General features: G+C 64.3%; 26 protein-coding genes. 12 read left to right on the forward strand and 14 right to left on the reverse strand.

The window, feature by feature from the left end:
• Nucleotides 1-11 precede the first annotated feature (11 nt).
• Nucleotides 12-572, reverse strand: coding sequence for a ubiquinol-cytochrome c reductase iron-sulfur subunit (petA, locus tag F3H96_RS05200; RefSeq protein WP_149790866.1), 561 nt, complete (start codon nucleotides 570-572; stop codon nucleotides 12-14).
• A gap of 311 nt (nucleotides 573-883) precedes the next feature.
• On the opposite strand from petA, the gene F3H96_RS05205 reads away from it, so the two are divergent.
• The gene (locus F3H96_RS05205; protein ID WP_149791164.1) at nucleotides 884-1,228 is read left to right on the forward strand and encodes a cupin domain-containing protein; all 345 of its coding nucleotides are present in this window, start codon (nucleotides 884-886) and stop codon (nucleotides 1,226-1,228) included.
• A 107-nt stretch (nucleotides 1,229-1,335) separates the two neighbouring features.
• Here F3H96_RS05205 and F3H96_RS05210 read toward each other — a convergent pair whose 3' ends face one another.
• The 5 genes from F3H96_RS05210 to F3H96_RS05230 all read right to left on the reverse strand — a co-directional run bounded on the left by F3H96_RS05210 (nucleotide 1,336) and on the right by F3H96_RS05230 (nucleotide 7,889).
• Complete coding sequence (locus F3H96_RS05210) at nucleotides 1,336-1,647, reverse strand: DUF6665 family protein (RefSeq protein WP_149790867.1); 312 nt, start codon at nucleotides 1,645-1,647, stop codon at nucleotides 1,336-1,338.
• A gap of 9 nt (nucleotides 1,648-1,656) precedes the next feature.
• Entirely contained in the window at nucleotides 1,657-3,537 is a 1,881-nt protein-coding gene (locus F3H96_RS05215) for an ABC transporter ATP-binding protein (protein ID WP_149790868.1), read from the reverse strand.
• Nucleotides 3,534-5,426 (reverse strand): ABC transporter ATP-binding protein, encoded by a 1,893-nt coding sequence (locus F3H96_RS05220; RefSeq protein ID WP_149790869.1) that lies wholly within the window; start codon nucleotides 5,424-5,426, stop codon nucleotides 3,534-3,536. The genes F3H96_RS05215 and F3H96_RS05220 overlap by 4 nt, the downstream gene beginning before the upstream one ends.
• A gap of 135 nt (nucleotides 5,427-5,561) precedes the next feature.
• Nucleotides 5,562-7,448 carry an ABC transporter ATP-binding protein gene (locus F3H96_RS05225; RefSeq protein ID WP_149790870.1) on the reverse strand — a complete coding sequence of 629 codons (1,887 nt, stop codon included), beginning with the start codon at nucleotides 7,446-7,448 and terminating at the stop codon, nucleotides 5,562-5,564.
• A gap of 24 nt (nucleotides 7,449-7,472) precedes the next feature.
• Nucleotides 7,473-7,889, reverse strand: coding sequence for a hypothetical protein (locus tag F3H96_RS05230; RefSeq protein WP_244619911.1), 417 nt, complete (start codon nucleotides 7,887-7,889; stop codon nucleotides 7,473-7,475).
• A 470-nt stretch (nucleotides 7,890-8,359) separates the two neighbouring features.
• Here F3H96_RS05230 and F3H96_RS05235 point away from each other — a divergent pair, with 470 nt between their 5' ends.
• Nucleotides 8,360-8,818, forward strand: a complete 459-nt coding sequence (locus F3H96_RS05235) for a tRNA (cytidine(34)-2'-O)-methyltransferase (protein WP_149790872.1) — start codon at nucleotides 8,360-8,362, stop codon at nucleotides 8,816-8,818.
• Between the two features lie 148 nt (nucleotides 8,819-8,966).
• A complete protein-coding gene (gene soxR, locus F3H96_RS05240) occupies nucleotides 8,967-9,461 on the forward strand; it encodes a redox-sensitive transcriptional activator SoxR (RefSeq protein ID WP_149790873.1) in 495 nt (164 codons plus the stop codon).
• 130 nt (nucleotides 9,462-9,591) lie between these two features.
• Here the strand turns inward: soxR and F3H96_RS05245 are convergent, their stop codons facing one another.
• On the reverse strand, nucleotides 9,592-9,849 hold the full coding sequence (locus F3H96_RS05245) for a hypothetical protein (protein ID WP_149790874.1): 258 nt from the start codon (nucleotides 9,847-9,849) through the stop codon (nucleotides 9,592-9,594).
• 119 nt (nucleotides 9,850-9,968) lie between these two features.
• Here F3H96_RS05245 and hemF point away from each other — a divergent pair, with 119 nt between their 5' ends.
• The 5 genes from hemF to F3H96_RS05270 all read left to right on the forward strand — a co-directional run bounded on the left by hemF (nucleotide 9,969) and on the right by F3H96_RS05270 (nucleotide 13,822).
• On the forward strand, nucleotides 9,969-10,883 hold the full coding sequence (hemF, locus tag F3H96_RS05250; RefSeq protein WP_149790875.1) for an oxygen-dependent coproporphyrinogen oxidase: 915 nt from the start codon (nucleotides 9,969-9,971) through the stop codon (nucleotides 10,881-10,883).
• Between the two features lie 245 nt (nucleotides 10,884-11,128).
• Nucleotides 11,129-11,389, forward strand: a complete 261-nt coding sequence (locus tag F3H96_RS05255) for a DUF1344 domain-containing protein (RefSeq protein ID WP_149790876.1) — start codon at nucleotides 11,129-11,131, stop codon at nucleotides 11,387-11,389.
• A gap of 366 nt (nucleotides 11,390-11,755) precedes the next feature.
• Complete coding sequence (locus F3H96_RS05260; protein ID WP_027164980.1) at nucleotides 11,756-11,941, forward strand: DUF1059 domain-containing protein; 186 nt, start codon at nucleotides 11,756-11,758, stop codon at nucleotides 11,939-11,941.
• Between the two features lie 237 nt (nucleotides 11,942-12,178).
• Nucleotides 12,179-12,757: a hypothetical protein gene (locus F3H96_RS05265; protein WP_149790877.1), complete on the forward strand. Its 579-nt coding sequence runs from the start codon at nucleotides 12,179-12,181 to the stop codon at nucleotides 12,755-12,757.
• Nucleotides 12,758-12,841: 84 nt separating this feature from the next.
• A complete protein-coding gene (locus tag F3H96_RS05270; RefSeq protein ID WP_149790878.1) occupies nucleotides 12,842-13,822 on the forward strand; it encodes a S8 family serine peptidase in 981 nt (326 codons plus the stop codon).
• Nucleotides 13,823-13,846: 24 nt separating this feature from the next.
• Here F3H96_RS05270 and F3H96_RS05275 read toward each other — a convergent pair whose 3' ends face one another.
• The 3 genes from F3H96_RS05275 to F3H96_RS05285 are packed head-to-tail and all read right to left on the reverse strand — an operon-like array spanning nucleotide 13,847 to nucleotide 16,403.
• Nucleotides 13,847-15,115, reverse strand: coding sequence for a CCA tRNA nucleotidyltransferase (locus F3H96_RS05275; RefSeq protein ID WP_149790879.1), 1,269 nt, complete (start codon nucleotides 15,113-15,115; stop codon nucleotides 13,847-13,849).
• Complete coding sequence (locus F3H96_RS05280) at nucleotides 15,112-15,744, reverse strand: CoA pyrophosphatase (protein ID WP_149790880.1); 633 nt, start codon at nucleotides 15,742-15,744, stop codon at nucleotides 15,112-15,114. The genes F3H96_RS05275 and F3H96_RS05280 overlap by 4 nt, the downstream gene beginning before the upstream one ends.
• Complete coding sequence (locus F3H96_RS05285; protein WP_149791165.1) at nucleotides 15,744-16,403, reverse strand: DUF1285 domain-containing protein; 660 nt, start codon at nucleotides 16,401-16,403, stop codon at nucleotides 15,744-15,746. The genes F3H96_RS05280 and F3H96_RS05285 overlap by 1 nt, the downstream gene beginning before the upstream one ends.
• A 154-nt stretch (nucleotides 16,404-16,557) precedes the next feature.
• Here F3H96_RS05285 and F3H96_RS05290 point away from each other — a divergent pair, with 154 nt between their 5' ends.
• The 4 genes from F3H96_RS05290 to F3H96_RS05305 are packed head-to-tail and all read left to right on the forward strand — an operon-like array spanning nucleotide 16,558 to nucleotide 23,383.
• On the forward strand, nucleotides 16,558-17,562 hold the full coding sequence (locus tag F3H96_RS05290) for a MoxR family ATPase (protein ID WP_149790881.1): 1,005 nt from the start codon (nucleotides 16,558-16,560) through the stop codon (nucleotides 17,560-17,562).
• Nucleotides 17,562-18,476, forward strand: coding sequence for a DUF58 domain-containing protein (locus F3H96_RS05295; RefSeq protein WP_149790882.1), 915 nt, complete (start codon nucleotides 17,562-17,564; stop codon nucleotides 18,474-18,476). The genes F3H96_RS05290 and F3H96_RS05295 overlap by 1 nt, the downstream gene beginning before the upstream one ends.
• On the forward strand, nucleotides 18,473-21,292 hold the full coding sequence (locus F3H96_RS05300; RefSeq protein ID WP_149790883.1) for a DUF4159 domain-containing protein: 2,820 nt from the start codon (nucleotides 18,473-18,475) through the stop codon (nucleotides 21,290-21,292). Before F3H96_RS05295 ends, F3H96_RS05300 begins: the two co-directional genes overlap by 4 nt.
• A 3-nt stretch (nucleotides 21,293-21,295) precedes the next feature.
• Nucleotides 21,296-23,383: a hypothetical protein gene (locus F3H96_RS05305; protein ID WP_149790884.1), complete on the forward strand. Its 2,088-nt coding sequence runs from the start codon at nucleotides 21,296-21,298 to the stop codon at nucleotides 23,381-23,383.
• A gap of 165 nt (nucleotides 23,384-23,548) precedes the next feature.
• Here the strand turns inward: F3H96_RS05305 and clpS are convergent, their stop codons facing one another.
• The 4 genes from clpS to F3H96_RS05325 form a co-directional block, all read right to left on the reverse strand.
• Nucleotides 23,549-23,854 carry an ATP-dependent Clp protease adapter ClpS gene (gene clpS, locus F3H96_RS05310; RefSeq protein ID WP_149790885.1) on the reverse strand — a complete coding sequence of 102 codons (306 nt, stop codon included), beginning with the start codon at nucleotides 23,852-23,854 and terminating at the stop codon, nucleotides 23,549-23,551.
• Between the two features lie 254 nt (nucleotides 23,855-24,108).
• Nucleotides 24,109-24,453 carry a hypothetical protein gene (locus F3H96_RS05315; RefSeq protein ID WP_244619912.1) on the reverse strand — a complete coding sequence of 115 codons (345 nt, stop codon included), beginning with the start codon at nucleotides 24,451-24,453 and terminating at the stop codon, nucleotides 24,109-24,111.
• 153 nt (nucleotides 24,454-24,606) lie between these two features.
• Nucleotides 24,607-24,888 carry a hypothetical protein gene (locus F3H96_RS05320; protein ID WP_149790886.1) on the reverse strand — a complete coding sequence of 94 codons (282 nt, stop codon included), beginning with the start codon at nucleotides 24,886-24,888 and terminating at the stop codon, nucleotides 24,607-24,609.
• 38 nt (nucleotides 24,889-24,926) lie between these two features.
• Complete coding sequence (locus F3H96_RS05325) at nucleotides 24,927-25,229, reverse strand: hypothetical protein (RefSeq protein ID WP_149790887.1); 303 nt, start codon at nucleotides 25,227-25,229, stop codon at nucleotides 24,927-24,929.
• Nucleotides 25,230-25,280: the final 51 nt, after the last annotated feature.

Here is a 25,280-nt window from a genome sequence, read left to right on the forward strand (position 1 = left end):
TGTCCCCTGCCTCAACCGATAAGGATTTTGGTATCGGAAATGAACTTGAATACCGGGATCGCCATGTTCTCAGGCGCCGGGCCTTTGCGGATGCGGCCGGCGGTATCGTATTGCGAGCCGTGGCACGGGCAGAACCAGCCGCCGAAATCGCCTTCCTGGCCGAGCGGGATGCAGCCGAGGTGGGTGCAGACCTGAACCATCACCATCCAGGCTTCCTTGCCGGGCGTGGTGCGGTTGGCGTCGGTCGCCGGCGCATCGGCGGGCAGGTTGGCGTTACGCGCGATCGGGTCCTTGAGATCGCTGAGATTGACGGCTTCGCCGTCCTTCATTTCCTTTTCGGTGCGGTTGCGCACCACGACCGGCTTGCCGCGCCACTTCACGATCAGCGAGCTTCCGGGCTGCAGCGAGGAGACATCGACCTCGACCGAGGCCAGTGCCAGCGTCGAAGCGTCGGGACGCATCTGGTCGATGAACGGCCAGGCGACGGCTCCCGCGCCGACGACGGCGGCCATGCCGGTGGCTACATAGAGAAAGTCGCGACGGTTGGGATCGTGGATGTCGGTTGCGCTCACGGGTGCCTGATCCTTTCGCCTCTTCCTTACCGGAGGCCGAGCCTTGTCCCCGCTCAATCGCACCTGCCCGGCAGCGCATGGCGAACAGGCTAGCGAATTCCTCCGGCATTTGGAGTTCGGTTTATGCGTGAAGCCCGTTTTTGTCCAGTCAGGTGAAGGCACAAGGGCAGATTGTCGCGGGGATGTCCGGCAGTGGCGTCCGGAGCATCCTCGCCAGGCCGCCCAACAGGGCGAAACAGCAGGAATTCCATAGTGAAAACGGGCCGGTGTTCGCCTCGACATCGGCTCTTGGCCCGGTCTATTCTGCCGCCATGGCGCATGTCATTGAACGCGATAGCTGGGCCACCGACCCCGACCGCTGGAAAGGCGAGCTTCAATGCGGCCAGTTCGGCGCCAAGTCCTGCCTCATCTTCAACTATCAGCCGACGATCGGCGCCGGCCCGCGCCTGCACAAGCACCCCTATGCGGAGATTTTCGTCATCCGCTCCGGCACCGGCCTGTTCACGGTCGGCGACCAGGAAATAAAGGCCACCGCGGGCCAAATCCTGATCGTCCCGCCCGACACGCCGCACAAATTCGTCAATCTCGGCCCCGGTCCGCTCGAAAGCACCGACATCCACGAGAACGGCAGCTTCATCACCGAATGGCTGGAGTAGCTGTTTTTAAGCGTGTCGCGCTGGGCTCAGGCCACGCGCTTTAAAATCACAGTTTTGATGCATGTCGTCGTCCCAGAACCGCGCACGTCTGGGCAACATGCGTTGAGCTAGCTGGCGCCGAGCCTGACCAGCACCGCTCGCGGAATGTCGTATTCGCGGATAACGGCGTCGTGCTTGCGTAGACCGCAGAGCTCGCGCTGGATGAAATAGGCATGGACGGCGGCGGCCGCTGCCTTGAGCAGCCGCGGCCGCAGTTCGTCATCGACGTTGTCGCGAAGTTTGGCCAGCGTCTCCTCGACGCGCTGGCCGGCACGGCCCAGTGCCGCCGCTTTCTCGGCCAGTATTTCATGGCCGAGCAGGTCGAGCGCACTTTCCTGCGCGCCTGACCGTCCGAAATTCGAGGGCATGCGTACCGACATGACGCCGTTCTACTCCGCCGGCCTCGTCTCCTCCAGCGCTTCCTCGTTGAACAGGAAGCCGCCGGTCTGACGTTTCCACAGCCGCGCATAGAGCCCGTCGAGCGCCACCAGCTCGTCATGCGTGCCTTGCTCGACGATACGGCCGCGGTCGAGCACCACCAGCCGGTCGAGCGCTGCAATCGTCGACAGCCGGTGCGCGATGGCGATCACGGTCTTGTTTTCCATCAGCCTGGTCAAATTCTCCTGGATCGCTGCCTCGACGTCCGAATCGAGCGCCGACGTCGCTTCGTCGAGGATCAGGATCGGCGCATCCTTGAGGAAGACGCGGGCGATCGCGACGCGCTGCCGTTGGCCGCCGGAGAGCTTGACACCGCGCTCGCCGACATAGGCCTCGTAGCCGGCGCGCGCTCGGTTGTCCCGCAATTCCAGGATGAACTCATGCGCCTCGGCTTTCTTGGCCGCGGCGATCACTTGCGCGTCGGTCGCGTCCGGCAGGCCGAGCTTGATGTTGTCGCGCAGCGAGCGGTGGAACAGCGCGGTATCCTGACTGACCACGCCGATATTGCCGCGCAGCGAGTTCTGCGTGACCCCGGCGATATCCTGGCCGTCGATCAGGATCCGGCCGCCTTCCAGGTCGTAGAGGCGCAAGATCAGATTGGCCAAGGTCGTCTTGCCGGCGCCGGACGGGCCGATCAGGCCAACCTTCTCGCCTGCCCGCACGACGAGATCGATGCCGTCGAGCACGCCTTTCGCCTTGCCATAGTGAAAGGCGACCTCCTTGACGTCGATGCGACCGCCGGTGACGATCAATTCCTTGGCGCCCGGTGCGTCGGTAAGGCCAAGCGGCTGCGTGATCAGCGCCTTGGAGTTTTCCAGCACGCCGAGATTCCTGAGGATGCCGTTGAGCTGCATCATCAGCCGGCCGAGTAGCATGTTGAGCCGCAGGACGAGAGACAGCGTGAAGGCGACACCGCCGACCGTGATCGACCCTTCGACCCAGAGATAGATGGCTAAGGCGGCGATTGCCGTGATCATTGTGCCCGACAGCGTCGTCAGCGCCATGCGCACGCCGGTCAGCCGACGCGTGAATGGACGCAGCGCATCGAGATAAATGTCGAAGCCGCTTCTGATGTAGCGGTCGTCGCCATCGGCCGAGAACAGCTTCAGCGTCTGCACGTTGGAATAGGAATCGACGATGCGGCCGTTGATCATCGAGCCGGCTTCGGCCGTCGCCTCGGCATGCTTGCGGATCGCCGGCAGATAGAGTTTCGCCAGCCAGCCGAACGCGGCGATCCAGATCACCACCATGACCGCCAGCCGCAAATCCAGCCCCGCGACCAGCGCCAGCGTCGTCGCCGTATAGACGATCATGAACCAGACCACCTCGATGAAGCTCTCCATCAGGTCGCCCGTCGCCTGCCCCGCCTGCCAGACCTTCGTCGCGATACGGCCGGCGAAATCATTCTGGAAGAAAGCATAGGACTGGCGCGAGACGTGCCGGTGCGCCTGCCAGCGCACCAGGTTGTAGAACCCGGGCGTGATCGTCTGCTCGTCGACCAGCGCCGACAGACCGACGACCGCCGTGCGGATGATCAGCACCACCGCGCCCATGAACAGCAGCTCGGGGCCGGCCGTGTTCCAAAGCGCGTGCAAACTGCGCTCGCCGGGCAGTTGGTCGAGAATATCGACCAGTCTGCCAACGAAATAGAACAGTCCGGCCTCGACGAGCGGCGCGATGCCGCCGATGATCAGCATGGCGAAGAAGGCGAGCTTGGCTTGCCCGACATAATGCCAAAGGAAGCCGCCGACGCTGGCTGGTGGCCGGAGATTCGCCGGCTCGCGGAACGGATAGACCCAGTGCTCGAACCAGCGATAGATGGCTTGCATCATTCCGCGGCTTCACCTTTTGTCGACAGATCCTCGGCGGCCTGCTTTTCCTCGAGCAGGAAACCGCCCGACTGGCGCCGCCAGAGCTGGGCGTAAAGGCCGCCCTTTGCAATCAACGCCTCGTGCGAGCCGTCCTCGACGACGCGCCCCCTGTCCATCACCACCAGCCTGTCCATCGCCGCGATGGTCGACAGCCGATGCGCGATGGCGATGACTGTCTTGCCTCGCATGAGCTTGTAAAGGTTCTCCTGGATGGCCGCTTCCACCTCGGAGTCGAGCGCAGACGTAGCTTCGTCGAGAATCAGGATCGGCGCGTCCTTCAGCATAACGCGGGCAATGGCGATGCGTTGCCGCTGGCCGCCCGACAGCTTGACGCCGCGCTCGCCGACAAGCGCCTCGTAGCCGCTGCGGCCGTGCGGATCGGTCAGTGCCGCGATCACCTCGTCGATCTGAGCGGCTTTCGCGGCGCTGAACATGGCCTCGTCGCTGGCCGACTGACGTCCATATTTGAGGTTCTCTCGAACGGATCGGTGCAGCAGCGAGGTGTCCTGATTGACGAAGCCGATCGCCGCGCGAACGCTCTCTTGCGAGACGTTGCGGATGTCCTGCCCGTCGATCAGCACCTTGCCGTCCTGCACGTCGAACAGCCGCAGTGCGAGATTGACCAGTGTCGACTTGCCGGCTCCGGAACGCCCGATCAGCCCGACCCGCTCACCCGGCGCGATTTTCAGCGACAGATTGTCGATGACGCCGCCTTTGCCGTCCTTGCGCCAGTAGTTGAAGTTCACCCGGTCGAACTCGATGCCGCCGGCGCTGACGACAAGGGCGGGCGCGGCGGGATTGTCCAGCATGGTGATCGGACGCGCGATCGTCGTCATCGAGTTGCTGGCGACGCCGATCTGCCGGAAGACGTTGGCGCCGACATCGAGGATCCTGCCGGAGATGTTGGCGATCTGCAGCGCGAACGGTATCGCCGTCGCCACGGCCGCGGTGGTCATGGCGCCGGCGTTCCAGCCTGCGAGCGCCAGCCAGCTTATGGCGATAAGCAGCGCTGCGTTGAGGACGAACAATGCCGACCACATCAGCGTGAAAACGCGCATCAGCCGGTAGAACGTCTGCGCGTGCTCTTTCACGGCTTGCGAGACATATTTGTCTTCGTGTTCGCCGGTCGAGAATGTCTTGAGCGTCAGGATGTTGGTGTAGCTGTCGACCATGCGGCCGCTCACCTGCGACCACCGTTCCGACAGTTGGGACGAGCGTTGCGTGATCCTTGGCATCGCAGACCAGAAGATCAGGCAATAGAACACCAGCCACACCGCCACCACCGCCAGCAGAAGCGAGTCGAGCCGCGCCAGCACCACGATGGCGACCGCAACGAAGACCAGCGCATACCAGACGGCGTCGACGGTGAGGTTGACGCTCATCTCTACCGAATCGCCGCTTTGCATGACCTTGGTTCCGATGCGGCCGGCAAAGTCGTTCTGGAAGAAAGACCAATCCTGGCGCACGACATGCCAATGGCTCTGCCAGCGGATGAGGTCGATGAGATTCGGCGCGATGGCGTGGTTGCGAATGAGCGCATCGACGACCATCGACAGCGGACGCAGCAGCACGACAGTCGCCATCAGGGCAAGCAGCGGCCCATGCGCCGCGAAGAAATCGCCGGGCTTTGCGTCGGTGAGCAGGCCCACGATCAGGCCGACGAAAATCGGCAGCATCGCGTCCACGATGGCGGCGACGGCAACGATGATCATGCGCAACCAATAGGCGGCGCGAAATTGCCTTATGAAATACCAGTAGAACCGCCAAAGCCCCATGGGCGGCTGCCGGTCGTCCGCCAGCGCCACCGGCGAATAACGGCTTTCGAACCAGGTGAAGATGCGGTCTAGCATTTTTCTCTCGTGGGCCGGAAATCGGCCGCTACCGGCCCGCTTGTATCTCTGTGTTTCACCTGGGGGCGGCGGTTGCGCCCGGATCGATTTCCCGCAATCGTCATTCCCGCGCGCCCGCGCGAATCGCGGGCAATGTTACTCTGCCGCCAACTCGGATTCGGGTTCTGACGCCTTCGTGTCGGCCTCGGTCGACACGTCGTCGAGCAGGAAGCCGCCCGACTGGCGTTGCCAGAGCTGGGCATAGAGCCCGCCCTTGGCGACGAGCTCCTCATGCGAGCCTTCCTCGATGATGCGGCCCTTGTCCAAGACGACGAGCCGGTCCATCGCCGCGATAGTCGAAAGGCGATGGGCGATGGCGATCACGGTCTTGCCCTGCATCAGCTTGTAGAGGTTCTCCTGGATCGCCGCTTCGGCTTCCGAATCGAGCGCCGAGGTCGCCTCGTCGAGGATCAGGATCGGCGCATCCTTCAGCATCACGCGGGCAATCGCGATGCGCTGCCGCTGGCCGCCGGACAGTTTGACGCCCCGGTCGCCGACATGGGCATCGAAATTCTTGCGGCCGTCGGAATCGGAAAGCTCGCTGATGAAATCCAGCGCCTCGGCCCGTTTCGCCGCCTCGATCAGCATTTCGTTGCTGGCGTCAGGCCGGCCGTAGAGGATGTTCTCGCGCACAGAGCGGTGCAGCAGCGAGGTGTCCTGTGTCACCATGCCGATCTGAGCGCGCAGCGAATCCTGCGTTACCGCCGCGATCTCCTGGCCGTCGACGAGGATCCTGCCGCTTTCGAGATCGTAGAAGCGCAGCAACAGGTTGACCAGCGTCGACTTGCCGGCGCCGGAACGGCCGACAATGCCGACCTTTTCGCCAGGCTTCACGGTGAGCGACAGGTTCTCGATGACACCCTTCTGCTTGCCGTAATGGAAGCGGATGTCGTCAAAGCGGATCTCGCCATGGGCAACGGATATGTCCTTCGCTCTCGGCCGGTCCTCGACGAGACGCGGCAGCGAGATCGACTGAATGCCGTCCTGTACGGTGCCGATGTTCTCGAACAGGCCGGACATTTCCCACATGATCCACTGCGACATGCCCCACATGCGAAGCACAAGGCCGATAACCACGGCGACCGCGCCGATCGTCACCGCCTGGCCGAGCCACAGCCACAGCGAGATCGCGGTCACCGAGAACAGAAGCAGCGAATTCAGGATGTAGAGCAGGCCGTAGAGCACCGTCACCAGCCGCATCGAGCGGTAGACGGTGTCGAGGAAGCTCGCCATGCCTTCCTTGGCGAATGTTGCCTCGCGCCGCGCATGCGAAAACAGCTTCACCGTCTGGATGTTGGTGTAGCTGTCGACGACGCGGCCGGTCATGGTCGAGCGTGCATTCGCCTGCTCCTCGCCGACCTTGCCGAGCCGCGGGATGAAAAAACGAAGAAGGCCGATATAGCCGACCAGCCACACGCCGAGCGGCGCGGCCAGCCGCCAGTCCGCCGAGCCGACGATGAACAGCATGCCGAGGAAATAGACGATGACGTAGTTCAGCACGTCGATCAGCTTGATGACGCATTCGCGCACGGCGAGCGCCGTCTGCATCAGCTTGGTGGCGATGCGGCCGGCGAACTCGTCCTGGTAGAAGGCCATCGACTGCTTCAGCAGGTAGCGGTGCACCTGCCAGCGGATGCGCATGGGATAGTTGCCCATCAGCGTCTGCTGGTTGAGCAGCGAATGCAGCCAGACGGTGCCCGGCAGCGCGAACAGCACGACGAAGGCCATGCCGGCGAGCTTCCAGCTCTCCGTCTGCAGGAAGGTTTCGCGGTTCTGCGCCGACAGCCAGTCGACAATGCGGCCGAGGAAGCCGAACATCCAGACTTCCGTGAAGGCAATCGCCGTCACCAGCACCGCATCGAGGATGATGTAGGGCCAGGCGCCGCGCGTGTAATGCACGCAGAAGGCAATCAGCGTCCTTGGTGGCTCGACCGGCTCCGCGGCCGGGAACGGATCGAGCCTGTTTTCAAACCAGCGGAACATCCGGGCACTCGACTGTCTATGCGCTCACGCTGCGCGGGATTGATGGGCGGGGCTTTGCGGCCGCGCGGCGCAGCGAGCCGGCGATACGGAATCATCTGTATCGCCGGCCCTGCTTCGCGCAATATAGGGTGTTGCGGGCTTTTCGCCGACTGGCTCGTTCGACGATCCTGACGGCGCCGAATTTCCCGACGGAAAGCTCGAGCCTGCCCGGCCCTTGTCGCCAGGCCGGATCATCCGGATGATCCGGCGCACCAGCGTGGGCCGGCTGTGGTCGGGCACTGCGGTCGAGAAATCGACGTCCGGCAGCATGCCGCGATGCGGACGGCGGCGTTCCTCGGCGTGCACCGCCGACGAATAGGTCTCGCCGATCAGCAGCGCCCAGGTTGCCGCTTTGCGTTCGTGCAGGCTTCTTGACCCCGGTATCTTATAGGGATCGAACATCGGTCCGTCCTCCATGTGTAATTGCGCTAAAAAGGGTGATGCGACGTCGACCGTCGGCATTCGGCCGAAGGCGGAGATCGAATCGGTCGGGACGTGACGACAAGAGTCGCTTGGGACACGACGAGCGTCGGTCCAGACACGTTCAGGTGGGCGGCGGCGCCCTTTTGGCAGTTTGAAAAACATCGCGGAATTCCCTCGAAAGCCGAAAACTGGGTCCGGCGGGAATTCGGTGCGATGAGGAGACTTAAAGTGTCAGAAGAATCGTCGTACCGAAACCGCCGTTGGGCATACGTGAGCCCCGGAAAGGAGCTGGATGTGCATGGTCATCATGTGTTCCCCTTCCTTCGGTTCGGGTTGACGATGGTGTGCATATACTCGACTTCGCAGAAAATGGCCACCCGCCAATCCCGAAATCGCCGAAAGCCGGAGGTGCCTGTGGCCGATCTGCCACTTATTAGAAGGATGCGAAAATGAACGACCGTCTCCGCATCGCGCTCTACCAGCCGGATATCGCCGGCAACACCGGCACAATCCTGCGCTTCGCCGCCTGCCTCGACCTTGCTGTCGATATCGTCGAGCCGGCCGGCTTCCCGCTCTCCGATCGGGCGCTGAAACGGGCCGGCATGGACTACCTCGAAATGGCGGCGCTCTCCCGCCATGCCGACTGGCACGCCTTCCAGGACTGGCGCCGGACGAATACACGTCGCCTGGTGCTGGTCACCACCAAGGCGACGGCCGCCTATAGCGGCTTCGATTTCGCCGCCGGCGACATCCTCCTGTTCGGCCGCGAATCCGCCGGCGTGCCGGATGAAGTTCATCAGGCGGCGGACGCGCGACTGACCATCCCGATGCGGCCCGGCGCGCGCAGCATCAACGTCGCTCTGTCTGTCGCCATGGTCGCGGGCGAAGCGCTCCGTCAGCTCGGATAGCACCTTCAACCCCTCCCCGCCGTCGCCTGCCGCCTCCCCTGCCGCTGCCGTTCTCACCCAGGCGCACATCGCCTTCTCCTGCATTTGCCCTATCAACAATTACTCGCTACAAGCTCAACCTAACTTGAGGTCAAGGGGAAAATTCGAGATGGCTCCGGTAAGCGAATTGACGGTCGGCCAGGTGGCGATGCGCAGCGGCGTTGCGGTATCGGCGCTGCATTTCTACGAGGCGCGCGGACTCATCCGCAGCCATCGTACGGCGGGCAACCAGCGCCGCTATGGCCGCGATGTGCTGCGGCGCGTGGCGATCATCCGCGTCGCCCAGGACGTCGGCATCTCGCTCGCCGAGATCGCTGCGGCACTCCAGTCCCTGCCCGAGGGTCGCACGCCGACGCGCGAGGATTGGCAGCTGCTTTCAACGGCCTGGCGCGATAGCCTTGATCAGAAGATCAGCCAGCTGAAGAAGCTGCGTGACGGATTGACCGACTGCATCGGCTGCGGCTGCATGTCGATCGACAAATGCCCGCTGAGGAACAAGGAGGACCGGCTGGGCCGGGAGGGAACCGGCGCGAGGCGATTGGTTCTTCCTTCTGCCCGTTCACAGGGAGAAGGTGCCCGAAGGGCGGATGAGGGGCGACGCTGACTTCGGCGATTGGTCTGCAGTCCCGGGCGACGCCAAAAGCTATCGCACGCCGCGCTGATAGTCTCACAAGCCGGCGCCGCCCCTCACCTGCCTGCCGGCATCCTCTCCCCGTAAACGGGGCAAGGAAATCCTAGTCCGCCGCCGGAAGTCGCCGCATGGTGAACTCGATCACATCGCCCGGACGCTCGAACCAGCTTTCGATCTCGGTCCAGTAGGCCTGCTTGGGAAAGCGCTCGAACCATTCCTTCGCCTTGAGCCGCGCGGCAGGGCGGGGCAACACGAAGGTCTCGCGCAGAAATCCGTCGCGCGGCTGCTTTTCGCGCTCGGCGCGCGAGCGCTCCAGCCTTCTCTTCAAGCCATCCAGCGGCGGTCTTGCCGGGGTGCCCACGAAGGAACTCCTTGCAACTAGTCAGACGGGACTTGACCCTTGCCCCTAAGAGATTAGGGATCGCGCGCGGAAAAAACGAGTCATTTGTCAGGCAAGTGAGCCTGTGACTGGAGACGGAATTGGAAAGACCTGACCTTCCTGTGGGCCTGCCTGCCGACATCGAGCAGAAGAAGATGAAGGCCCGCCTCTGGTTCGAGGCCTTGCGTGAGCGCATCTGCGCCACCTTCGAGCAGCTCGAGCAGGAGCTCGCCGGACCGCAAGCGTCATGGTCGCCTGGCCATTTCGAAAAAACCCCCTGGGAGCGCGACGAAGGCGGTGGCGGCGGCGGCACCATGTCGATGATGCGCGGCCGCGTCTTCGAGAAGGTCGGGGTGCACACCTCGACCGTCTATGGCGAATTTTCGCCCGAGTTCAGGAAGCAGATTCCCGGCGCCGAGGACGACCCTCAATTCTGGGCGAGCGGCATTTCGCTGATTGCGCACCCCTGGAATCCCAATGTGCCGGCCGTGCACATGAACACGCGCATGGTGGTCACCACGAGCCAATGGTTCGGTGGCGGCGCCGATCTGACGCCCGTGCTCGACCGCCGCCGCACCCAGGACGACCCGGACACGATTGCCTTCCATCGCGCCATGCAATTCGCCTGCGAGAAGAACGCCGCGGTTGCCGACTATCCCAAATTCAAAACCTGGTGCGACGAGTATTTTTTCCTGCCGCACCGCAATGAGGCCCGCGGCATCGGCGGCATCTTCTTCGACTGGCTTCATTCGGACGAGGACAAGGGCGGTTGGAACGCCGATCTCAACTTCGTCCAGGATGTCGGACGCTCCTTCCTTGTCGTCTATGCCCATCTGGTGCGGGCCAATTTCAACCGGAACTGGACCGACGGCGAGCGCGAAGAACAGCTCATCCGGCGCGGCCGCTACGTCGAATTCAACTTGCTTCACGATCGCGGCACCATCTTCGGCCTGAAAACCGGCGGCAATGTCGCCTCGATCCTCTCCAGCCTGCCGCCCGAGGTAAAATGGCCGTAACGATCCGGTGAGCCTGGCCATGGCCGCATTGCTGTCTCATTCGCCGAATCTTGGCGGGAAATGTGGCGGCCTCGATTTCTTTTTCGTCTAATATCCTTTTGAAAAAATTGATTTATTTAACGTTTCCGGGTCGGGAAGCGCCGGCGGCTCGTCATTGCCGCGAGCCGCGACCCGACGCGACTTGACGGCCCTGATCAAGAGGGGTGCCTGCCAAACGGGCGCCCGCATTTCCAGGAGAGCATGCCATGCGCAAGCTTATCGTGACGGCGGCAGCCGCCGCCTTTCTCGCCTCCGGTGGCGCCGCGTTCGCGGCGGTGAAGCACACCACCGGCACCGTCAAGAGCTTTGATGGAACGGCCATGAGCCTTGTTCTGGATGATGGATCGACTTTCAAGCTGTCCAAGGCCTTCAAGGATCCGGGCATTCAGGCCGGCGAGAAGGTCCGCGTGTCCTGGGATATGAACGGCAAGAACAAAATTGCCGAGGCCGTCAAGATCATGAAGTGACGGCTACCCTCGGCTAGAGCACGTTGCCGAAAAGTGTGAAGCGGCTTTCGGACGACATCATGCTCTATCTCTTTGATTTGGAGCCGGATTCGAATTTCAGGTCAGTTCGACCTGAAATCATCCGGGTCTAGGCAGGCTCAGGCAGCACGAAAGGCGGAGCACCCGTGCTCCGCCTTTCGTTTTCGTGCTTTTGCCGCGCCGGCTGCCTCTGGCTGCTCCGCATGCAACCGAAAACGACGGCATGTGTTATTGATATCCATCCGAGCAATTCCGCGAAACGCAAAAGCTGCCTCCAACGGGATTGCATAACAATAAATGGCTGGAGCGGCCGGGCTGAGCGGCTCCAGAGCGAGGAAAGGAAAACCCATGAAGGAATTTCAATGTGGATCGCTGGTCCCCGGCTGTGACTGGCACACGCGCGCCGACGAGGAAGCCGAAGTCATGCGCCGCGCCGTCGAGCACATGCGCGAGACGCATGGGGAAACCATCATCCGCGAGACGATGATCGAGGCGATCCGCTCGCGCATCCAAAAGGTCCGCGACGCGGCCTGAGCAGATCGCGGACTTCGAAACGTCCGACAGGCAAGATGGCGGGATGTCGCTCGGCGCATCCCGCTCTGTGCCTCGGCGATCCTTCAAGCAAATTCTTATATTCGTAACGGCGTGGATAACCTCCCGGTAACGGTGTGCGTGCGATGGTCCGGCGCATGATCCGGCCAGAGGCGGCTGCCCGAGGAGCCCTTCGCCATCAAGGCGCTGTCCGGAATGGTGGGGCGAGGTGTTGCGCGCATGCGCGAGCGGTCCAACATCCGAGGTGGTCTCTGCAGCGCGGCACTCCAGTTGTGCGCGTTCCTCTGCGCGTCGACGGCAAACGCCCAGGAATGGACCACCTCGCTCGTCGATATCCATCAGGGCTCTGCGCTCAGCGACCGCGCCAGGGGCCTCGGCAACGGCGGCTATGAGCTGCAGAGTGGAAGCTGGGTGTCGTTCAGCCGATGGTACCATGCGAGCTGGGTCGATATGCATGTCGACCTTCTCACCCAGATCACGCCCGATACCGGCATCCTCTGGGGATTTGGCACCGGAGAGCAGGCCGAGAAATACCGCATCGAGCCTAGCCTCAAGCTTGGTTTTCTCACCCAGATCCATCCGAACCCAAACAGCACCCTGTCCCTGTCGGTCGCCTCGATCATCGGCGGCAACCTGACCGAAAAACCCTGCGAGGCCGACTACGGCGACCTTGGAACCTACAGCGTCAATTGCCGGCTGGCGGCGGGCGAGACGGCGCCCGAGGAAACGTTGAAATATCTGGTTAACGCTACACCCGAGAGGCTGCATCTATGGCTCAACTACCGTGTTACGTTCTGATCGCCGGAAGGCCGCGGATGAGAAGCCCTGCGGCTGCCTTGTTTCGTGAATCATCCGCCTTCTTGTTCGACTGGGAGTAAGATCATGTCTCGTAATTTCAGGAAGTTCGGCATTGCCGCGGCTCTGGTCCTCCTGCCGGCTTCCATGGCATCGGCGCAGGAAGTCCCCGACGCGGACGAGACGGCCGTGCTGTGCCACGGCGTCCAGTCCATCTGCGTGAGCGCAAAAATCCCGGTCGCGCGGACGACGCAAGCCGTACAGAACTGGATGAGCCCAGACGTCGGCGCCGCATGGGCAGCCGGCTACAAGGGCAAGGGCGTCACCATCACCATGGTCGACGATTTCAGCAGCTCATCGCGTTTCTCCGGCAATCTCGGCATCGGCGTGCAGACGCAACGGCACGGTGAATGGACGCGCGAGGAAGCAGGCATGATCGCTCCAGCGGCCACGATCCGCTCCAAGGATTTCTCGACGGGTTCGGCCGTCCCGCTGGCCGCTGGTCGCAACGTGCTCAACCTCAGCTACGGCATGTACACCACCGCGGGCTACGGCGTGGACCAGATCGGGTGGGCCCCTGAAGAGGCGTCCATCATCTCTTATGCAACCAGGGGATCGGCCGTCGTCTCGAAGGCGGCGGGCAACGATGCGGTCGCCGTCGGTGGGGTCACGGGCGGCCAGCAGGACTATCTCGACCTCGCTTTGATCGGCAAATCGACGGCGATTTTCGTCGGCGCGCTGTCGACAAACGGCACGACAACCAACAAAGCCCAGCTCGCCTGGTATTCCGACTACGCCGGCTCCAACGCGCTGGTGCAAAGCCACTTCCTGGTGGTCGGCGTCGAAGGCGACAAAACCGGTCTTTACGGAACTTCGTTCGCGGCGCCGATCATCTCGGGCTACGCTGCGATTATCGGCAGCAAGTTCACGAAAGCGACGCCGGTTCAGATCACCAACGACCTGCTCAACACCGCCCGCACCGACACGCTGGCCAACTACGACCCGTCCGTCTACGGCAAGGGCGAGGCAAGCCTTTCGCGCGCGCTGGCTCCAGTGGCGATACATTGAGGGGGCGTCGGTCGCTCCGACCGTCTAATCCCCCAGGGCCTGCGCGGCGCGTTCCATCAGCGCGCCGCGTCCCAGTGTGAAGCCCGATTCAACCCATTCCTTTTCAAGGTTCTTCAGCGTCGCGCCGAGCTTCGGCCCCGCAGACGCTCCAAGCCCGGTCAGGTCGGCGCCCTTGATCGGAAATACCGGCTTTTCCCATTTCAGCGTGAAATTGAGCAGGCGTGAAAAGCCACCGGCTTCCATCATCGCCTCATTGTCCTCGACGGCGCGCGTCCGCGCAGCGGCGAGGGCCAGCCGAATGCGATCGAGATAGCCGCCGCGACCGCCGAAGTAGAGCTTTTTGGCGAGTTCGGTCTCGGTCACCTTCGGATCCGGGGCAATGGTCAGCGCCCAGTGCCGCAGACGATCGGCCTCCTCGTTGGAAAACCTCAGCCGCTCGGCAAGCGTCTTCATGCGCATGGCGTCCGGCGGCACCATCGCCTCCAACCGGAGCATCGCATCGGTTGTCCAACCCAGATCCTTCTCGGCCCTGACCAGCCCGTGGACGGCATCGATGCCCCATTTTTCGCTCTCCGGCAGGACCGCCGTGAGCACGCCGGCCTGCCGCATCCACAAAAGGGCGCGCGACGGATCGGCTGCCGAAAGCAGCTTCTTGAGCTCCGACCAGACGCGTTCGGCCGAAAGCTGGGTAAGTCCTTCCTTCAGCCTGGCGCAGGCCTTCAGCCCTTCCGCGTCCGGCCGTCCGTCGCCATACCAGGCAAAGAAGCGGAAAAAGCGCAGGATGCGCAGATAATCCTCGCGAATGCGCGCTTCCGCGTCGCCGATGAAGCGCAGCCGCCGCGCCTCGATATCGGCGATGCCGCCGACGAGATCGACGACGGTGCCGTCGGCTTCGGCATAGAGCGCGTTGATGGTGAAGTCGCGCCGCTCGGCGTCCGCTTTCCAGTCGCGGCCAAAAATCACTTTTGCCCGCCGCCCGTCGGTCTCGATATCGGCCCGCAGCGTCGTCACCTCATAGGGCTTGCCGCCTGCGATCACCGTGATGGTGCCGTGCTCGATGCCAGTCGGAACCGTCTTGAAGCCGGCCGCCTCTGCGCGTCGGATGGTCTCTTTCGGCAGCGTCGTCGCGGCGATATCGATGTCGGCCACCGGTTGGCCGAAAAGCGTGTTGCGCACAGCGCCACCGGCGACGCGCGCTTCCTCGTCGCCCTGCTTCAGCGCGGCAAGCAATCGCTGCAGGTGCTTGTCGCCCAGCCAATCGGCCCTGCCCGAGAGAGACACCTCAGTGCTCACGCATAGAGCCTTTCATAGAGCGTGCGGATGATGCCGGCGGTGACGCCCCAGATGCGCTGGCCGCGATAGGGCATATCGTAGAAGAACCATTCGAGATCGTTCCACATGCGGCTGTCGCGCGCGTGGTTGGCCGGCTCCATCAGGAAGCTCAAGGGCACCTCGAAAGCGGCGTCGACCTCGTCGGCATTGAGCGTCAGCGAAAAGCCCGGCCGCACCACCGAAAGCACCGGCACGATGCGGTAGCCACTTCCCGAAACATAATCCGGCATGCGGCCGATGATCTCGATGAAGTCCCGTTCGAGGCCGATCTCCTCGAAGGTCTCCCGCAGCGCGGTCGCCTCCGGGCCTGGATCGGTCGGATCGATGGTGCCGCCTGGAAAAGCCACCTGGCCGGAATGGCTGCGCAGCTTCTCGGCGCGCTTGGTGAGCAGCACCGTGGCGCCCTCGGCACGGTCGACCACCGGGATCAGCACCGCCGCGTCGCGCAGCGGCTTGACCTGTTTGAGCCTCGGATGGCCAGGATTGAAGCGATGGTCGCCGAAATCGTCGCCGGGCACGGTGGCGGCCTGCGCCGCGACGCGAGCGCGAAAATCGGCGATCGAAAAAGGCGTCGGCGTCACTTGGTCCATCACGCGCTCAGCCGTTTCAGCTTCGCTGCCGGCATGATCGGATAGACCTCGCCGCCCGAGCGGACGGCGAACATCGCCTTGCCGTCGATGTCGATCTCCTCGCCATGCTCGACCAGCTCATACATCACCGGCCGCGCCACCAGCGCCTCCAGCCGTCCGCGCACCATCACATAGGGTTTCAGTCCGCCGGTCTCGTCCTCGTCGACGAACCGCAGCGGATGGCCGGGGCCGGCCGCGACGACGTCGCCGACATTGGTGCGGAAGGTGATGACCTGGTCGTCGCCCGCCCCCGACACGTTCATTTCAACGGCGATAAAAGGCGCGTCGACGACGCGGATGCCGACGCGCTCGACCGGCGTCACGAGATAGGTCTTGCCGTCCGCATCCTTGCGAAGCACGCTGGAAAAGAGCTGCACCAGCGGCATGCGGCCGATCGGCGTGCCGAGATAGAACCAGGTGCCGTCGGCCTTGATCTCCATATCGAGATCGCCGCAGAAATCCGGGTTCCAGCGCTCGACCGGCGCCGGCCCTTTGCCGGCCCGCGCCGCCCGCGAGATCAGCGCCTCCAGCCCGCGCGCCTCGGTGGCGCCCGTCAGGCTCTGTCCGCCCAGGCTTTGTTCACCCAGGCTTTGTTCACGATGTTCGCTGCGTTCGGCCATGGTCACGAAATAGTCACTGTTGTCCCGATTGTCAGCCTTGTCCGCCCAAGTCTGTGATTTAAGTTCGAATGCAGGCGCCGGGCGGGGCCGAATCGCGGCATTCTGCACCATTGAGAATGCAGGCCGGTGTCTCCAGCCACAAGGATCGAACGGCATGAGCGTGATGATCAAGGAAAGCCCGATCAGCGAAAAAGCGATGATCGAGGAGGCCGAGAAGGCGCTGGCCGACATCTCCAGGGTCCGCGACGCGGTCGGCCGGGTGATTTTCGGCCAGGAGGCTGTCGTCGAGCGCACGCTGGTGGCGCTGCTTGCGGGCGGCCATGCGCTGCTGGTCGGCGTGCCGGGCCTTGCCAAGACAAAGCTGGTCGAAACGCTGGGCATCGTGCTCGGCCTCGATTCGCGTCGCGTCCAGTTCACGCCCGACCTGATGCCGTCGGACATCCTCGGCTCCGAAGTGATGGAGCAGGACGAGTTCGGAAAGCGCTCCTTCCGCTTCATTTCCGGGCCGATCTTCACACAATTGCTGATGGCCGACGAGATCAACCGCGCCTCGCCGCGCACGCAATCGGCGCTGCTGCAGGCGATGCAGGAATATCACGTCACCATCGCCGGCGTCCGCCACGACCTGCCCTCGCCCTTCCACGTGCTGGCGACGCAGAACCCGCTGGAGCAGGAAGGCACCTATCCGCTGCCTGAAGCCCAGCTCGACCGCTTCCTGATGCAGGTCGACATCCTCTATCCGGAGATCGAGGCGGAGCGCCGCATCTTGCTCGAAACGACCGGCGTCGACGAGGCCAAGGCCGACAACGTGCTGCAGCCGGCCAGACTGCGGGAAATCCAGACGCTGATCCGCCGCATGCCGGTGCCTGAAAGCGTCGTCGAGGCGATCCTCGCGCTGGTGCGTTCGGCCCGTCCTGGCCAGGGCAATGCCGAGACCGACAAGCACGTCGCCTGGGGCCCTGGCCCCCGCGCCAGCCAGGCGCTGACCCTGTGCACCCGCGCACGCGCCCTATATGATGGCAGGCTGGCGCCCTCGGTCGACGACGTTCGCGCCTTGGCCGAGCCGGTGCTGCAGCATCGCATGGCGCTGACTTTCGCCGCGCGCGCTGAAGGCACTTCGGTGCGCGACGTGGTGGCGAAACTGGCAAAAGGCATCTGATGGGTCGAATAGGCGAGGTCCAGGCACCGGTTGCGACGCGTGACGCGCTCGCCCGCGGCCGGTTGCGGGCTTCATTGGTGCCGGACCTGCTGGTCGAGGCGCGCCGCATCGTCAACACGGTGATCGCCGGCTGGCACGGTCGCCGCAAGCGCGGCATCGGCGAGAATTTCTGGCAGTTCCGGCCCTATGTCGAAGGCGATTCCTCGCGCATCGACTGGCGCCGCTCGGCCAGGGACGACCATACCTACGTGCGCGACCGCGAATGGGAAGCTGCCCACACCGTCTGGCTCTGGGCCGACCCATCGCCTTCCATGCTCTACAAATCGACCGCTGCCGCCGTTTCCAAGGAATCGCGCGCGCTGGTGCTGGCGCTTGCCTTGGCCGAACTCCTGTCGCGCAGCGGCGAGCGCATCGCCTGGCCCGGCCTCACCGACCCGTTCACCGCCCGCAACGGTGCCGAGCGTATCGCCGCGCAGCTCAGCCATGCCGGCGCGCTGCCCGCCAAGCCCGATCTGTCGGCCATCCGCCGCTTCTGCGACATCGTCTTGGTCAGCGATTTCCTCGATCCGGTCGAGGAGACCATGGCCTGGCTCGACGTGCTCGCCCGCCATGGCGTGCGCGCGCATCTGATCGAGGTCGCCGACCCGGCCGAGGAAAGCTTCCCTTATGCCGGCCGCACCGAGTTCGCCGATCCCGAGACCGGCGACAAGCTGACCGCCGGCCGCGCCGAGATGCTGGCCGAGGAATACCGCTTGCTCTACAAGGCTCGCCGTGAGGAACTGGCCGCCTGGTGCAAACGCCTCGGCTGGAGTTTCACTGTCAACCACACCGACCGCCTCGCTTCCGAGGCGCTGGTGCGCGTCCACATGGCGATGACCGCCGATGGCATCAATCCTGGAAAGGCAGTTGCATGAGCTGGCTGCCGCTTTCCTTCGGGGCGCCCATGGTGCTGTGGGGCCTTCTGGCGCTACCGGTGATCTGGTGGCTCTTGAGGTTCACCCCGCCAAAACCACAGATGGAAGTTTTTCCGCCGCTGAAAATCCTCGCCCGGGTGCTGAGGCGCGAGGAAACCCCGCAGCAAAGCCCATGGTGGCTGACGCTGCTTCGATTGCTGATGGCCGCGCTCGTGGTGATGGCGCTGGCTGAGCCGGTCGTCAATCCGCGCGAAAAACTGCCGGCGCAAGGCGCTGCCCTGGCGCTGGTCATCGACAATGGCTGGGCGAGTGCCGCCGACTGGAGGAAGCGCGTCGCCACCGCCGAGCGGCTGGTCGCCGATGCCGGCTCGAACGGCGTGCCGGTCGTCATCGCCTTCACCGCCGAGAAGCCCAATGCCGAGATCGGCCCGTTCGACGCCTCCGCCGCGCTCGACCATCTGCGCGCCGCCAAGCCGCGACCGATTCCCCCCGACCGCCCGGCCGTCTACGCCCGCGTCGCCGCCGCGCTGGAACGCCTGCCTGGCGCCAGCGTTGCCGTGCTGGCCGACGGGCTTGCCGCCAAAGGCGACGAAGCCGCTTTCAAGACGCTGCTCGAGAAGAACGCCGCGCGGCTGGTCTGGGCCGCTTCCGGCCGGACTTCGCTGACCGGCCTGACTGGCGCCGACAACCAGGTCGACGGCTTCGCGCTGACCGCCATCCGCGCGCCGGGCGATCCCGCGCCGGCACAGGTAACGGCGGGTGCCTTCGACGACAAGGGCCGCCGTATTGCCGATGCGACGCTGACCTTCGCGCCGGGCGAAGCCACCGCCACGGCCACGATGGCGGTCCCGTTCGAGTTGCGCAACGATTTCGCCTCAATCGCGCTCGACGGCGAGCATCAGGCAGGCGCCGTGCGCGTGTTGGACGAGAGCTCGAAACGGCGGCGCGTCGGCCTTCTGTCGCAGAGCGAGGCCGACCAGGCGCAACCGCTTCTGTCGCCGCTCTACTATATCCGCCGCGCCCTGCAGCCCTTCGCCGATCTGGTCGAGCCGTCGAGCGCCGACCTCGCCGACGCCATTCCGCAGCTTCTCGACCAGAAGCCGGCAATGATCATCATGGCCGATGTCGGCACCATCCCGGAGCAGGTCAAGCAGCGGCTGGTCGACTGGGTCGACAAGGGCGGCACGCTGGTGCGTTTTGCCGGCCCGCGCCTTGCCGCGGCCGGCAACGACGATGACCTCCTTCCGGTCCGGTTGCGCAGCGGCGAGCGCGCGCTGGGCGGCGCGCTGTCGTGGACGACACCGCAGGCGGTCACCGAATTCCCGAAGAACGGTCCTTTCGCCGATCTTTCGCCGCCCTCCGAGGTGACGGTGAGCCGGCAGGTTCTGGCCGAGCCGACGCCCGACATCGTCGAACGCACCTGGGCCACGCTTGCCGACGGCACGCCGTTGGTGACGGGCATGAAGAAGGACAAGGGCACGCTGGTGCTCTTCCATGTCACGCCGGAGGCGACCTGGTCGAACCTGCCGATCTCCGGCAGCTTCGTCGAGATGCTGAGGCGGGTCGTGCAGCTGTCGCGCAACCAGGGCGCGGCCGTCGCCAATGCCGAAGCCAAGGCCGCGTCGATCCCGCCCTACCGCATGATCGCTGCCGACGGCATGCTGACGCCGCCCTCGCCCGATGCGCGACCACTGGTGCCCGGCGCCGGGCCGCTGCCGGTGACGCTGGAAAACCCGCCCGGCCTTTATGGCTCGGAGACCGGCGTCTTCGCCCATAATTTGCTCAACGCCTCGAGCACGTTCACACCGCTTGCCCGCCCGCAGGTCTCGCTGCCGGTGACCAACATCGCCTACGCCTTCGATGAATCGGAGAACCTCAAAGGGCCGTTGGTCGCCGTCGCGCTCCTGTTGATGGTGCTCGACACCGTGGCCGTGTTCTGGATGGGCGGCCTGCTGACGCGCCGGCCGCGTCGCGTACCCGTGGCGACCGCCGCCGCCGTTCTGGTCGTGCTGGGCGGCCTCTTCGGCCACGCCGATCTTGCCCGCGCCGACGATTCGAAGCCCGGCGACGCCCAGGCGATCGAAGACATTACGAAAACCCGCATCGCCTATGTGATCACCGGCGAACCCGGTGTCGATTCGATCAGCCGCGCCGGCCTTGAAGGCCTCACGCGTTTCCTGATCGAGAAGACCGCGCTCGAGCCCGGCCCGCCGGCCGGCGTCGACATTGCCAAGGATGAATTGTCCTTCTTTCCGCTGATCTATTGGCCGGTCGATGCAACGGCGCCTATGCCCAGCCAGGCGGCGATCGCGCGCATCGACGCCTATATGCAGCAGGGCGGCACGGTCCTGTTCGACACGCGCGACCAGTTTTCGAACGGCATCGGCGCTGGCTCGGCAAGTCCGGCCACCGAGCGGCTGCGCGACATCCTGGCCAATCTCAACGTGCCTCCCCTGGAGCCGGTGCCATCGGACCACGTGCTGACCAAATCCTTCTTCATCCTTCCGGAGTTTCCCGGCCGCTTCAACGGCAGCCCACTCTGGGTCGAGGCCTCGCTCGATGCCAGCAACACCGAGAACCGCCCCGTGCGCACCGGAGACGGGGTCTCGCCGATCATGATTACCGCCAATGACTTCGCCGGCGCCTGGGCGATCGACGAGAACGGCGATCCGATGCTGCCGACCGTGCCGCCGGACCCGATGCAGCGGGTCTATGCTCTGCGTGCCGGCGTCAACATCATGATGTACATGCTGACCGGCAACTACAAATCCGACCAGGTGCACGTGCCGGTGCTCCTCGAACGGCTGGGGCAGTAGGTCATGAACTGGTCGATCTCCTTCGAACCGCTCGTCTCCTGGCCGCTCTTTGGCTTGCTCTTCGTGCCGTTGCTTTTGCTTGCGCTGGTCGGCCTGTGGTTCGGCCAGCGCGGCTCGGCGCTGCGCCTCATCGCGCTGCTCGCGCTTGCCGCGGCATTGCTCAACCCGGTGTTCCTCGCCGAAGAGCGCGAGGCGCTGAAGAGCGTCGTCGCCCTCATCGTCGACCGCAGCCAGAGCCAGGATATCGGTGACCGCGTGAAGCAGACCGACGAGGCGCTCTCCGGGTTGCAGCAGCGTCTTGCCCGCTTCAAGCAATTCGATGTCCGCGTCGTCGAGGCCGGCAAGTCCGAAGCCGCCGACGAGCGCACCGAGACCAGGCTTTTCAGCGCGCTGGAAGGCGCCTTCCGCGATGTGCCGCCCTCGCGCATCGGCGGCGCCATCATGATCACCGACGGCGAGGTGCACGACGCGCCGGCCGGCGCGCCGGAGTTCAACGCGCCGCTGCATGCGCTGATCACCGGCAGCGAGCATGAGAAGGACCGCCGCATCCGCTTCGAGAACGCGCCGCGCTTCGGCCTTGTCGGCAAGCCGCTCGACATGACCTACCGTGTCATTTCGACGGAAGGCGCTGGCGCGCCCGTGGACGTGCGGGTCTCGGTCAATGGCGAGCAGGTCTCGGTCGAGCATGCGACCGTCGGCCAGCCGATGAAGCTCTCGGTCACCATCCCCAATGCCGGCCGCAACATCGTCCAGCTCGGGATCGATCGTGAGCCGGGTGAACTGACCGACGCCAACAACCGCGCGATAGCGTTGGTCGACGGCATCCGCGAGAACCTGCGCGTGCTGCTGGTTTCCGGCGAACCGCATGGCGGCGAGCGCACATGGCGCAACCTGTTGAAGTCGGACGCGTCGGTCGACCTCGTCCATTTCACCATTCTGCGGCCGCCGGAAAAGCAGGACGGCACGCCGATCAACGAATTGTCGCTGATCGCTTTCCCGACGCGCGAGCTGTTTGTCGAGAAGATCAAGGATTTCGACCTGATCATCTTCGACCGTTACCAGCACCGCGACGTGCTGCCGATCCTCTATTACGACTACATCTCCGAATATGTCGAAAAGGGCGGCGCGCTGCTGATCGCCGCCGGCCCCGAATATGCCGGTGAAAACTCTATTGCCCGCACGCCGCTCAACGCCGCGCTGCCGGCAATGCCGACCGGCGAAGTGCTGGACAAGGCCTTTTATCCGCGCCTGACGGATCTCGGCCAGCGTCATCCGGTGACGCGCGGGCTGGACGGCTCGGCGAGCGAGCCGCCGCATTGGAGCCGCTGGTTCCGCACCATCGGCGTCAAGAATCCGGAAGGCGAGGTGGTGATGAAGGGCGCCGACGACCGGCCGCTGCTCCTGCTCGACCGCAAGGGCGAAGGTCGTGTCGGCATGCTGCTTTCCGACCAGGGCTGGCTGTGGGCGCGCGGCTTCGAAGGCGGCGGGCCGCATGTCCAGCTTTATCGCCGCATCGCCCATTGGCTGATGAAGGAACCTGAACTGGAAGAGGAAAGGCTGACAGCCGACGGCCGCGGCATGATGCTTGAAATCCGCCGCCAGACGATGAGCGACGATCCGGGTCCTGCCCAGGTGATCACGCCGACGGGCAAGGCGGTGACGGTGAAGCTCGAAAAATCCGAGCCCGGTATTTTCACCGGCAGCCTGCGGACCAGTGAGATCGGCCTGTACCAGATCGGCAATGGCGACCTTACCGCGCTTGCCCATGTCGGCCCGATCAACGCGCCGGAATTCTCGGACGTCGTTTCAACCGAGGACAGGCTGAAGCCGCCGGCGGAGGCGACCGGCGGCAGCGTGCGCCGGCTGGCTCCTTCATCCATGCTCGGCAATCTCGCCGGCGGTGTTGCCTTGCCGTCGATCGTGCCGGTCCGCTCGTCGGCCGCCGCGGCGGGCGACGATTGGATTGGCCTGCGCACAACCGACGACAGCGCGCTCAAGGCCGTGTCGCGCGTGCCGCTGTTCGGCGGCTTCCTCGGTCTCGGCCTGCTGCTGCTCGCCATCGGCTCGATGTGGTATCGCGAGGGGCGGTAATCCTTTTCCTTCTCCCCGTTCCACGGGGAGAAGGTGCCCGAAGGGCGGATGAGGGGCGGCGCCCACCAGTCAGAATACGGCGCTTGCCTTACCCCTCACCCTGCTCGGCCGGCAAGCCGGCCTCGCTTCCCTCTCCCCGTAAACGGGGCGAGGGAAAAGATCCCCCTACTCCTCCGGCTCGGTGGTGAACAGCAGCGGATAGCCCTTGGCCTTGCCGGCGTCGGTCGCGCGCGTTGCCTTGGTCTCGGCGACGTCGCGCGTAAACACCGCGACGACGCATACGCCGCGCGTATGCGCCGTGATCATGACGCGGTGCGCCTGATCCTCGCTGAGCTTGAACTCACCCTTGAGCACCGTCACCACGAACTCGCGCGGCGTGAAATCGTCGTTGATGAGGATAACCTTGTATAGCTTCGGCCGCTCTGTCTTCGGCTGTGTCTTGACACGAGGTTTGATGACGGTTTCGGGCATCGGATCCACCAGCTAGATCAATTCCAGGAAAGTGTGAAACGGTTATGCTCGGCGCCTTCGCCGCAGCCTTCCGTCCGGAATTGCGCCAAACCAAACAAGACGATAGAGCGGTTTGGCGTTTCCGCGAAAGGTGAACCGCTCTGGGAAGGGCTCTCGCTCTCACCTTTGTCACGCGGGAAATCACACGTCCAATTGCGCGCCGACAACGACTGACAAGGACGATCGATCTTATTTGGGGAAGCGCGGCCTGCCGGTCAACGGCCTTGGCGCCCGAGCGGGCGGCGCATGGCGGTGCCGGATCTTCCCGAGCCGGCGCCGCCATCCATGTCCGAGCCGCGTTCCGTGAAGGCAAAGAATATCCAGCCAGCCAGGCCGATCAGCGTTATGCCGGTCAGCACGATCAGGATCCAGGACTGTGCCGGGGTGATATAGTCGAAGCTCGACGAGATCGCCGGCGCGAAGAGCTCGGGCTCGGTCCTGCCGCTTGCGGGGTCCGGCACCGGGCTTGCGGCAAAGATGATCAACGATCGGGCCGCCGCGGTGGCAATCAGGCCGCCAAGGGTCAGCGTGCGCATCAGGGACGAAAACCGCTTTTTCATGCGGATTGTCCTACAGCACCGGCATTGCAATCGGGTTAAGGGCGATCGCGTTGAGGATTGGACCGGGTACGGCGAGAGACCCTGCCGGTTTCGGGCTCCAGCCGCCAGTAAGCCGCCCCGGCCGGAGCCGGAGCGGCTTTCGTCTAACGTCGATCAGGGCTTCTTGGCAGCCGGCTTTGCAGCAGCGGGCTTCGCCGCCGGCGCCTTCTTCTTCGCAGCCGGGCACTTGTGCGTCGCGGTCGGCTTGCAGGTCTTCTTGGCCGCTACCTTCTTCATAGCAGGCTTGGCGGTGGCGTCGGTCGCCGGAGCGGTCGTGGTCGTCGTCGTCGAAGCAGCCGGGGCAGCGGTCGTCGTGGCCGCGGCGTTGCCGAGAGCCGGCATCGAGAAGGCCAGGGCAACACCGAGGCCGAGAGCGGAGAGGAGGGACTTTTTCATGGCTTTGCTTCCTTTTATGCGGGTCGGAGAGTCGAGAGTCACTGGTCTGGGTCGACCGGTGCCACTCCAAGCAGCTTCAAAGCGTTTGCGAGCATCCGGATGCCCTGCGCCTGCTTCTTGTTGGCGCAGAACCGGTTTCCCCTTCTTTGCAGTGCTTTCGCCGCGGTGACCTGCGTTGCCGCGGCATGGGTTTCGAGGGCTTCGTCAACTTGACGGCTGAGATTGGTGCAGCGCTCGGTGCGGGTGAGCGGGACGACCTTTGCGGTTGAGGCGCCGACCGCCGCTGTGATGAGAGACATGCTGAGCAAAGCACCCATCACGCTGATCCAGAACCTCTGCATCGGTCTTGTCCGTTACTCCGGCAACTTGCGTCGCAGCCATCACCTGACCGC

The sequence above is a fragment of the Mesorhizobium sp. NFR06 genome, from assembly GCF_900115245.1.
Lineage (GTDB): Bacteria > Pseudomonadota > Alphaproteobacteria > Rhizobiales > Rhizobiaceae > Mesorhizobium.

What these genes read in the sequence shown, in the direction of transcription:
- F3H96_RS05280 (WP_149790880.1), bottom strand. Translation starts at nt 15,744, where the DNA reads ATGGACCAAGTGACGCCGACGCCTTTTTCGATCGCCGATTTTCGCGCT.
- clpS (WP_149790885.1), bottom strand. Translation starts at nt 23,854, where the DNA reads ATGCCCGAAACCGTCATCAAACCTCGTGTCAAGACACAGCCGAAGACA.
- F3H96_RS05215 (WP_149790868.1), bottom strand. Translation starts at nt 3,537, where the DNA reads ATGATGCAAGCCATCTATCGCTGGTTCGAGCACTGGGTCTATCCGTTC.
- F3H96_RS05230 (WP_244619911.1), bottom strand. Translation starts at nt 7,889, where the DNA reads ATGTTCGATCCCTATAAGATACCGGGGTCAAGAAGCCTGCACGAACGC.
- F3H96_RS05315 (WP_244619912.1), bottom strand. Translation starts at nt 24,453, where the DNA reads ATGAAAAAGCGGTTTTCGTCCCTGATGCGCACGCTGACCCTTGGCGGC.
- F3H96_RS05255 (WP_149790876.1), top strand. Translation starts at nt 11,129, where the DNA reads ATGCGCAAGCTTATCGTGACGGCGGCAGCCGCCGCCTTTCTCGCCTCC.
- F3H96_RS05205 (WP_149791164.1), top strand. Translation starts at nt 884, where the DNA reads ATGGCGCATGTCATTGAACGCGATAGCTGGGCCACCGACCCCGACCGC.
- F3H96_RS05260 (WP_027164980.1), top strand. Translation starts at nt 11,756, where the DNA reads ATGAAGGAATTTCAATGTGGATCGCTGGTCCCCGGCTGTGACTGGCAC.
- F3H96_RS05295 (WP_149790882.1), top strand. Translation starts at nt 17,562, where the DNA reads ATGGGTCGAATAGGCGAGGTCCAGGCACCGGTTGCGACGCGTGACGCG.
- F3H96_RS05265 (WP_149790877.1), top strand. Translation starts at nt 12,179, where the DNA reads ATGCGCGAGCGGTCCAACATCCGAGGTGGTCTCTGCAGCGCGGCACTC.
- F3H96_RS05225 (WP_149790870.1), bottom strand. Translation starts at nt 7,448, where the DNA reads ATGTTCCGCTGGTTTGAAAACAGGCTCGATCCGTTCCCGGCCGCGGAG.
- F3H96_RS05290 (WP_149790881.1), top strand. Translation starts at nt 16,558, where the DNA reads ATGAGCGTGATGATCAAGGAAAGCCCGATCAGCGAAAAAGCGATGATC.
- F3H96_RS05300 (WP_149790883.1), top strand. Translation starts at nt 18,473, where the DNA reads ATGAGCTGGCTGCCGCTTTCCTTCGGGGCGCCCATGGTGCTGTGGGGC.
- F3H96_RS05220 (WP_149790869.1), bottom strand. Translation starts at nt 5,426, where the DNA reads ATGCTAGACCGCATCTTCACCTGGTTCGAAAGCCGTTATTCGCCGGTG.
- F3H96_RS05320 (WP_149790886.1), bottom strand. Translation starts at nt 24,888, where the DNA reads ATGAAAAAGTCCCTCCTCTCCGCTCTCGGCCTCGGTGTTGCCCTGGCC.
- F3H96_RS05235 (WP_149790872.1), top strand. Translation starts at nt 8,360, where the DNA reads ATGAACGACCGTCTCCGCATCGCGCTCTACCAGCCGGATATCGCCGGC.
- F3H96_RS05210 (WP_149790867.1), bottom strand. Translation starts at nt 1,647, where the DNA reads ATGTCGGTACGCATGCCCTCGAATTTCGGACGGTCAGGCGCGCAGGAA.
- F3H96_RS05325 (WP_149790887.1), bottom strand. Translation starts at nt 25,229, where the DNA reads ATGCAGAGGTTCTGGATCAGCGTGATGGGTGCTTTGCTCAGCATGTCT.
- F3H96_RS05285 (WP_149791165.1), bottom strand. Translation starts at nt 16,403, where the DNA reads ATGGCCGAACGCAGCGAACATCGTGAACAAAGCCTGGGTGAACAAAGC.
- F3H96_RS05305 (WP_149790884.1), top strand. Translation starts at nt 21,296, where the DNA reads ATGAACTGGTCGATCTCCTTCGAACCGCTCGTCTCCTGGCCGCTCTTT.
- F3H96_RS05270 (WP_149790878.1), top strand. Translation starts at nt 12,842, where the DNA reads ATGTCTCGTAATTTCAGGAAGTTCGGCATTGCCGCGGCTCTGGTCCTC.
- soxR (WP_149790873.1), top strand. Translation starts at nt 8,967, where the DNA reads ATGGCTCCGGTAAGCGAATTGACGGTCGGCCAGGTGGCGATGCGCAGC.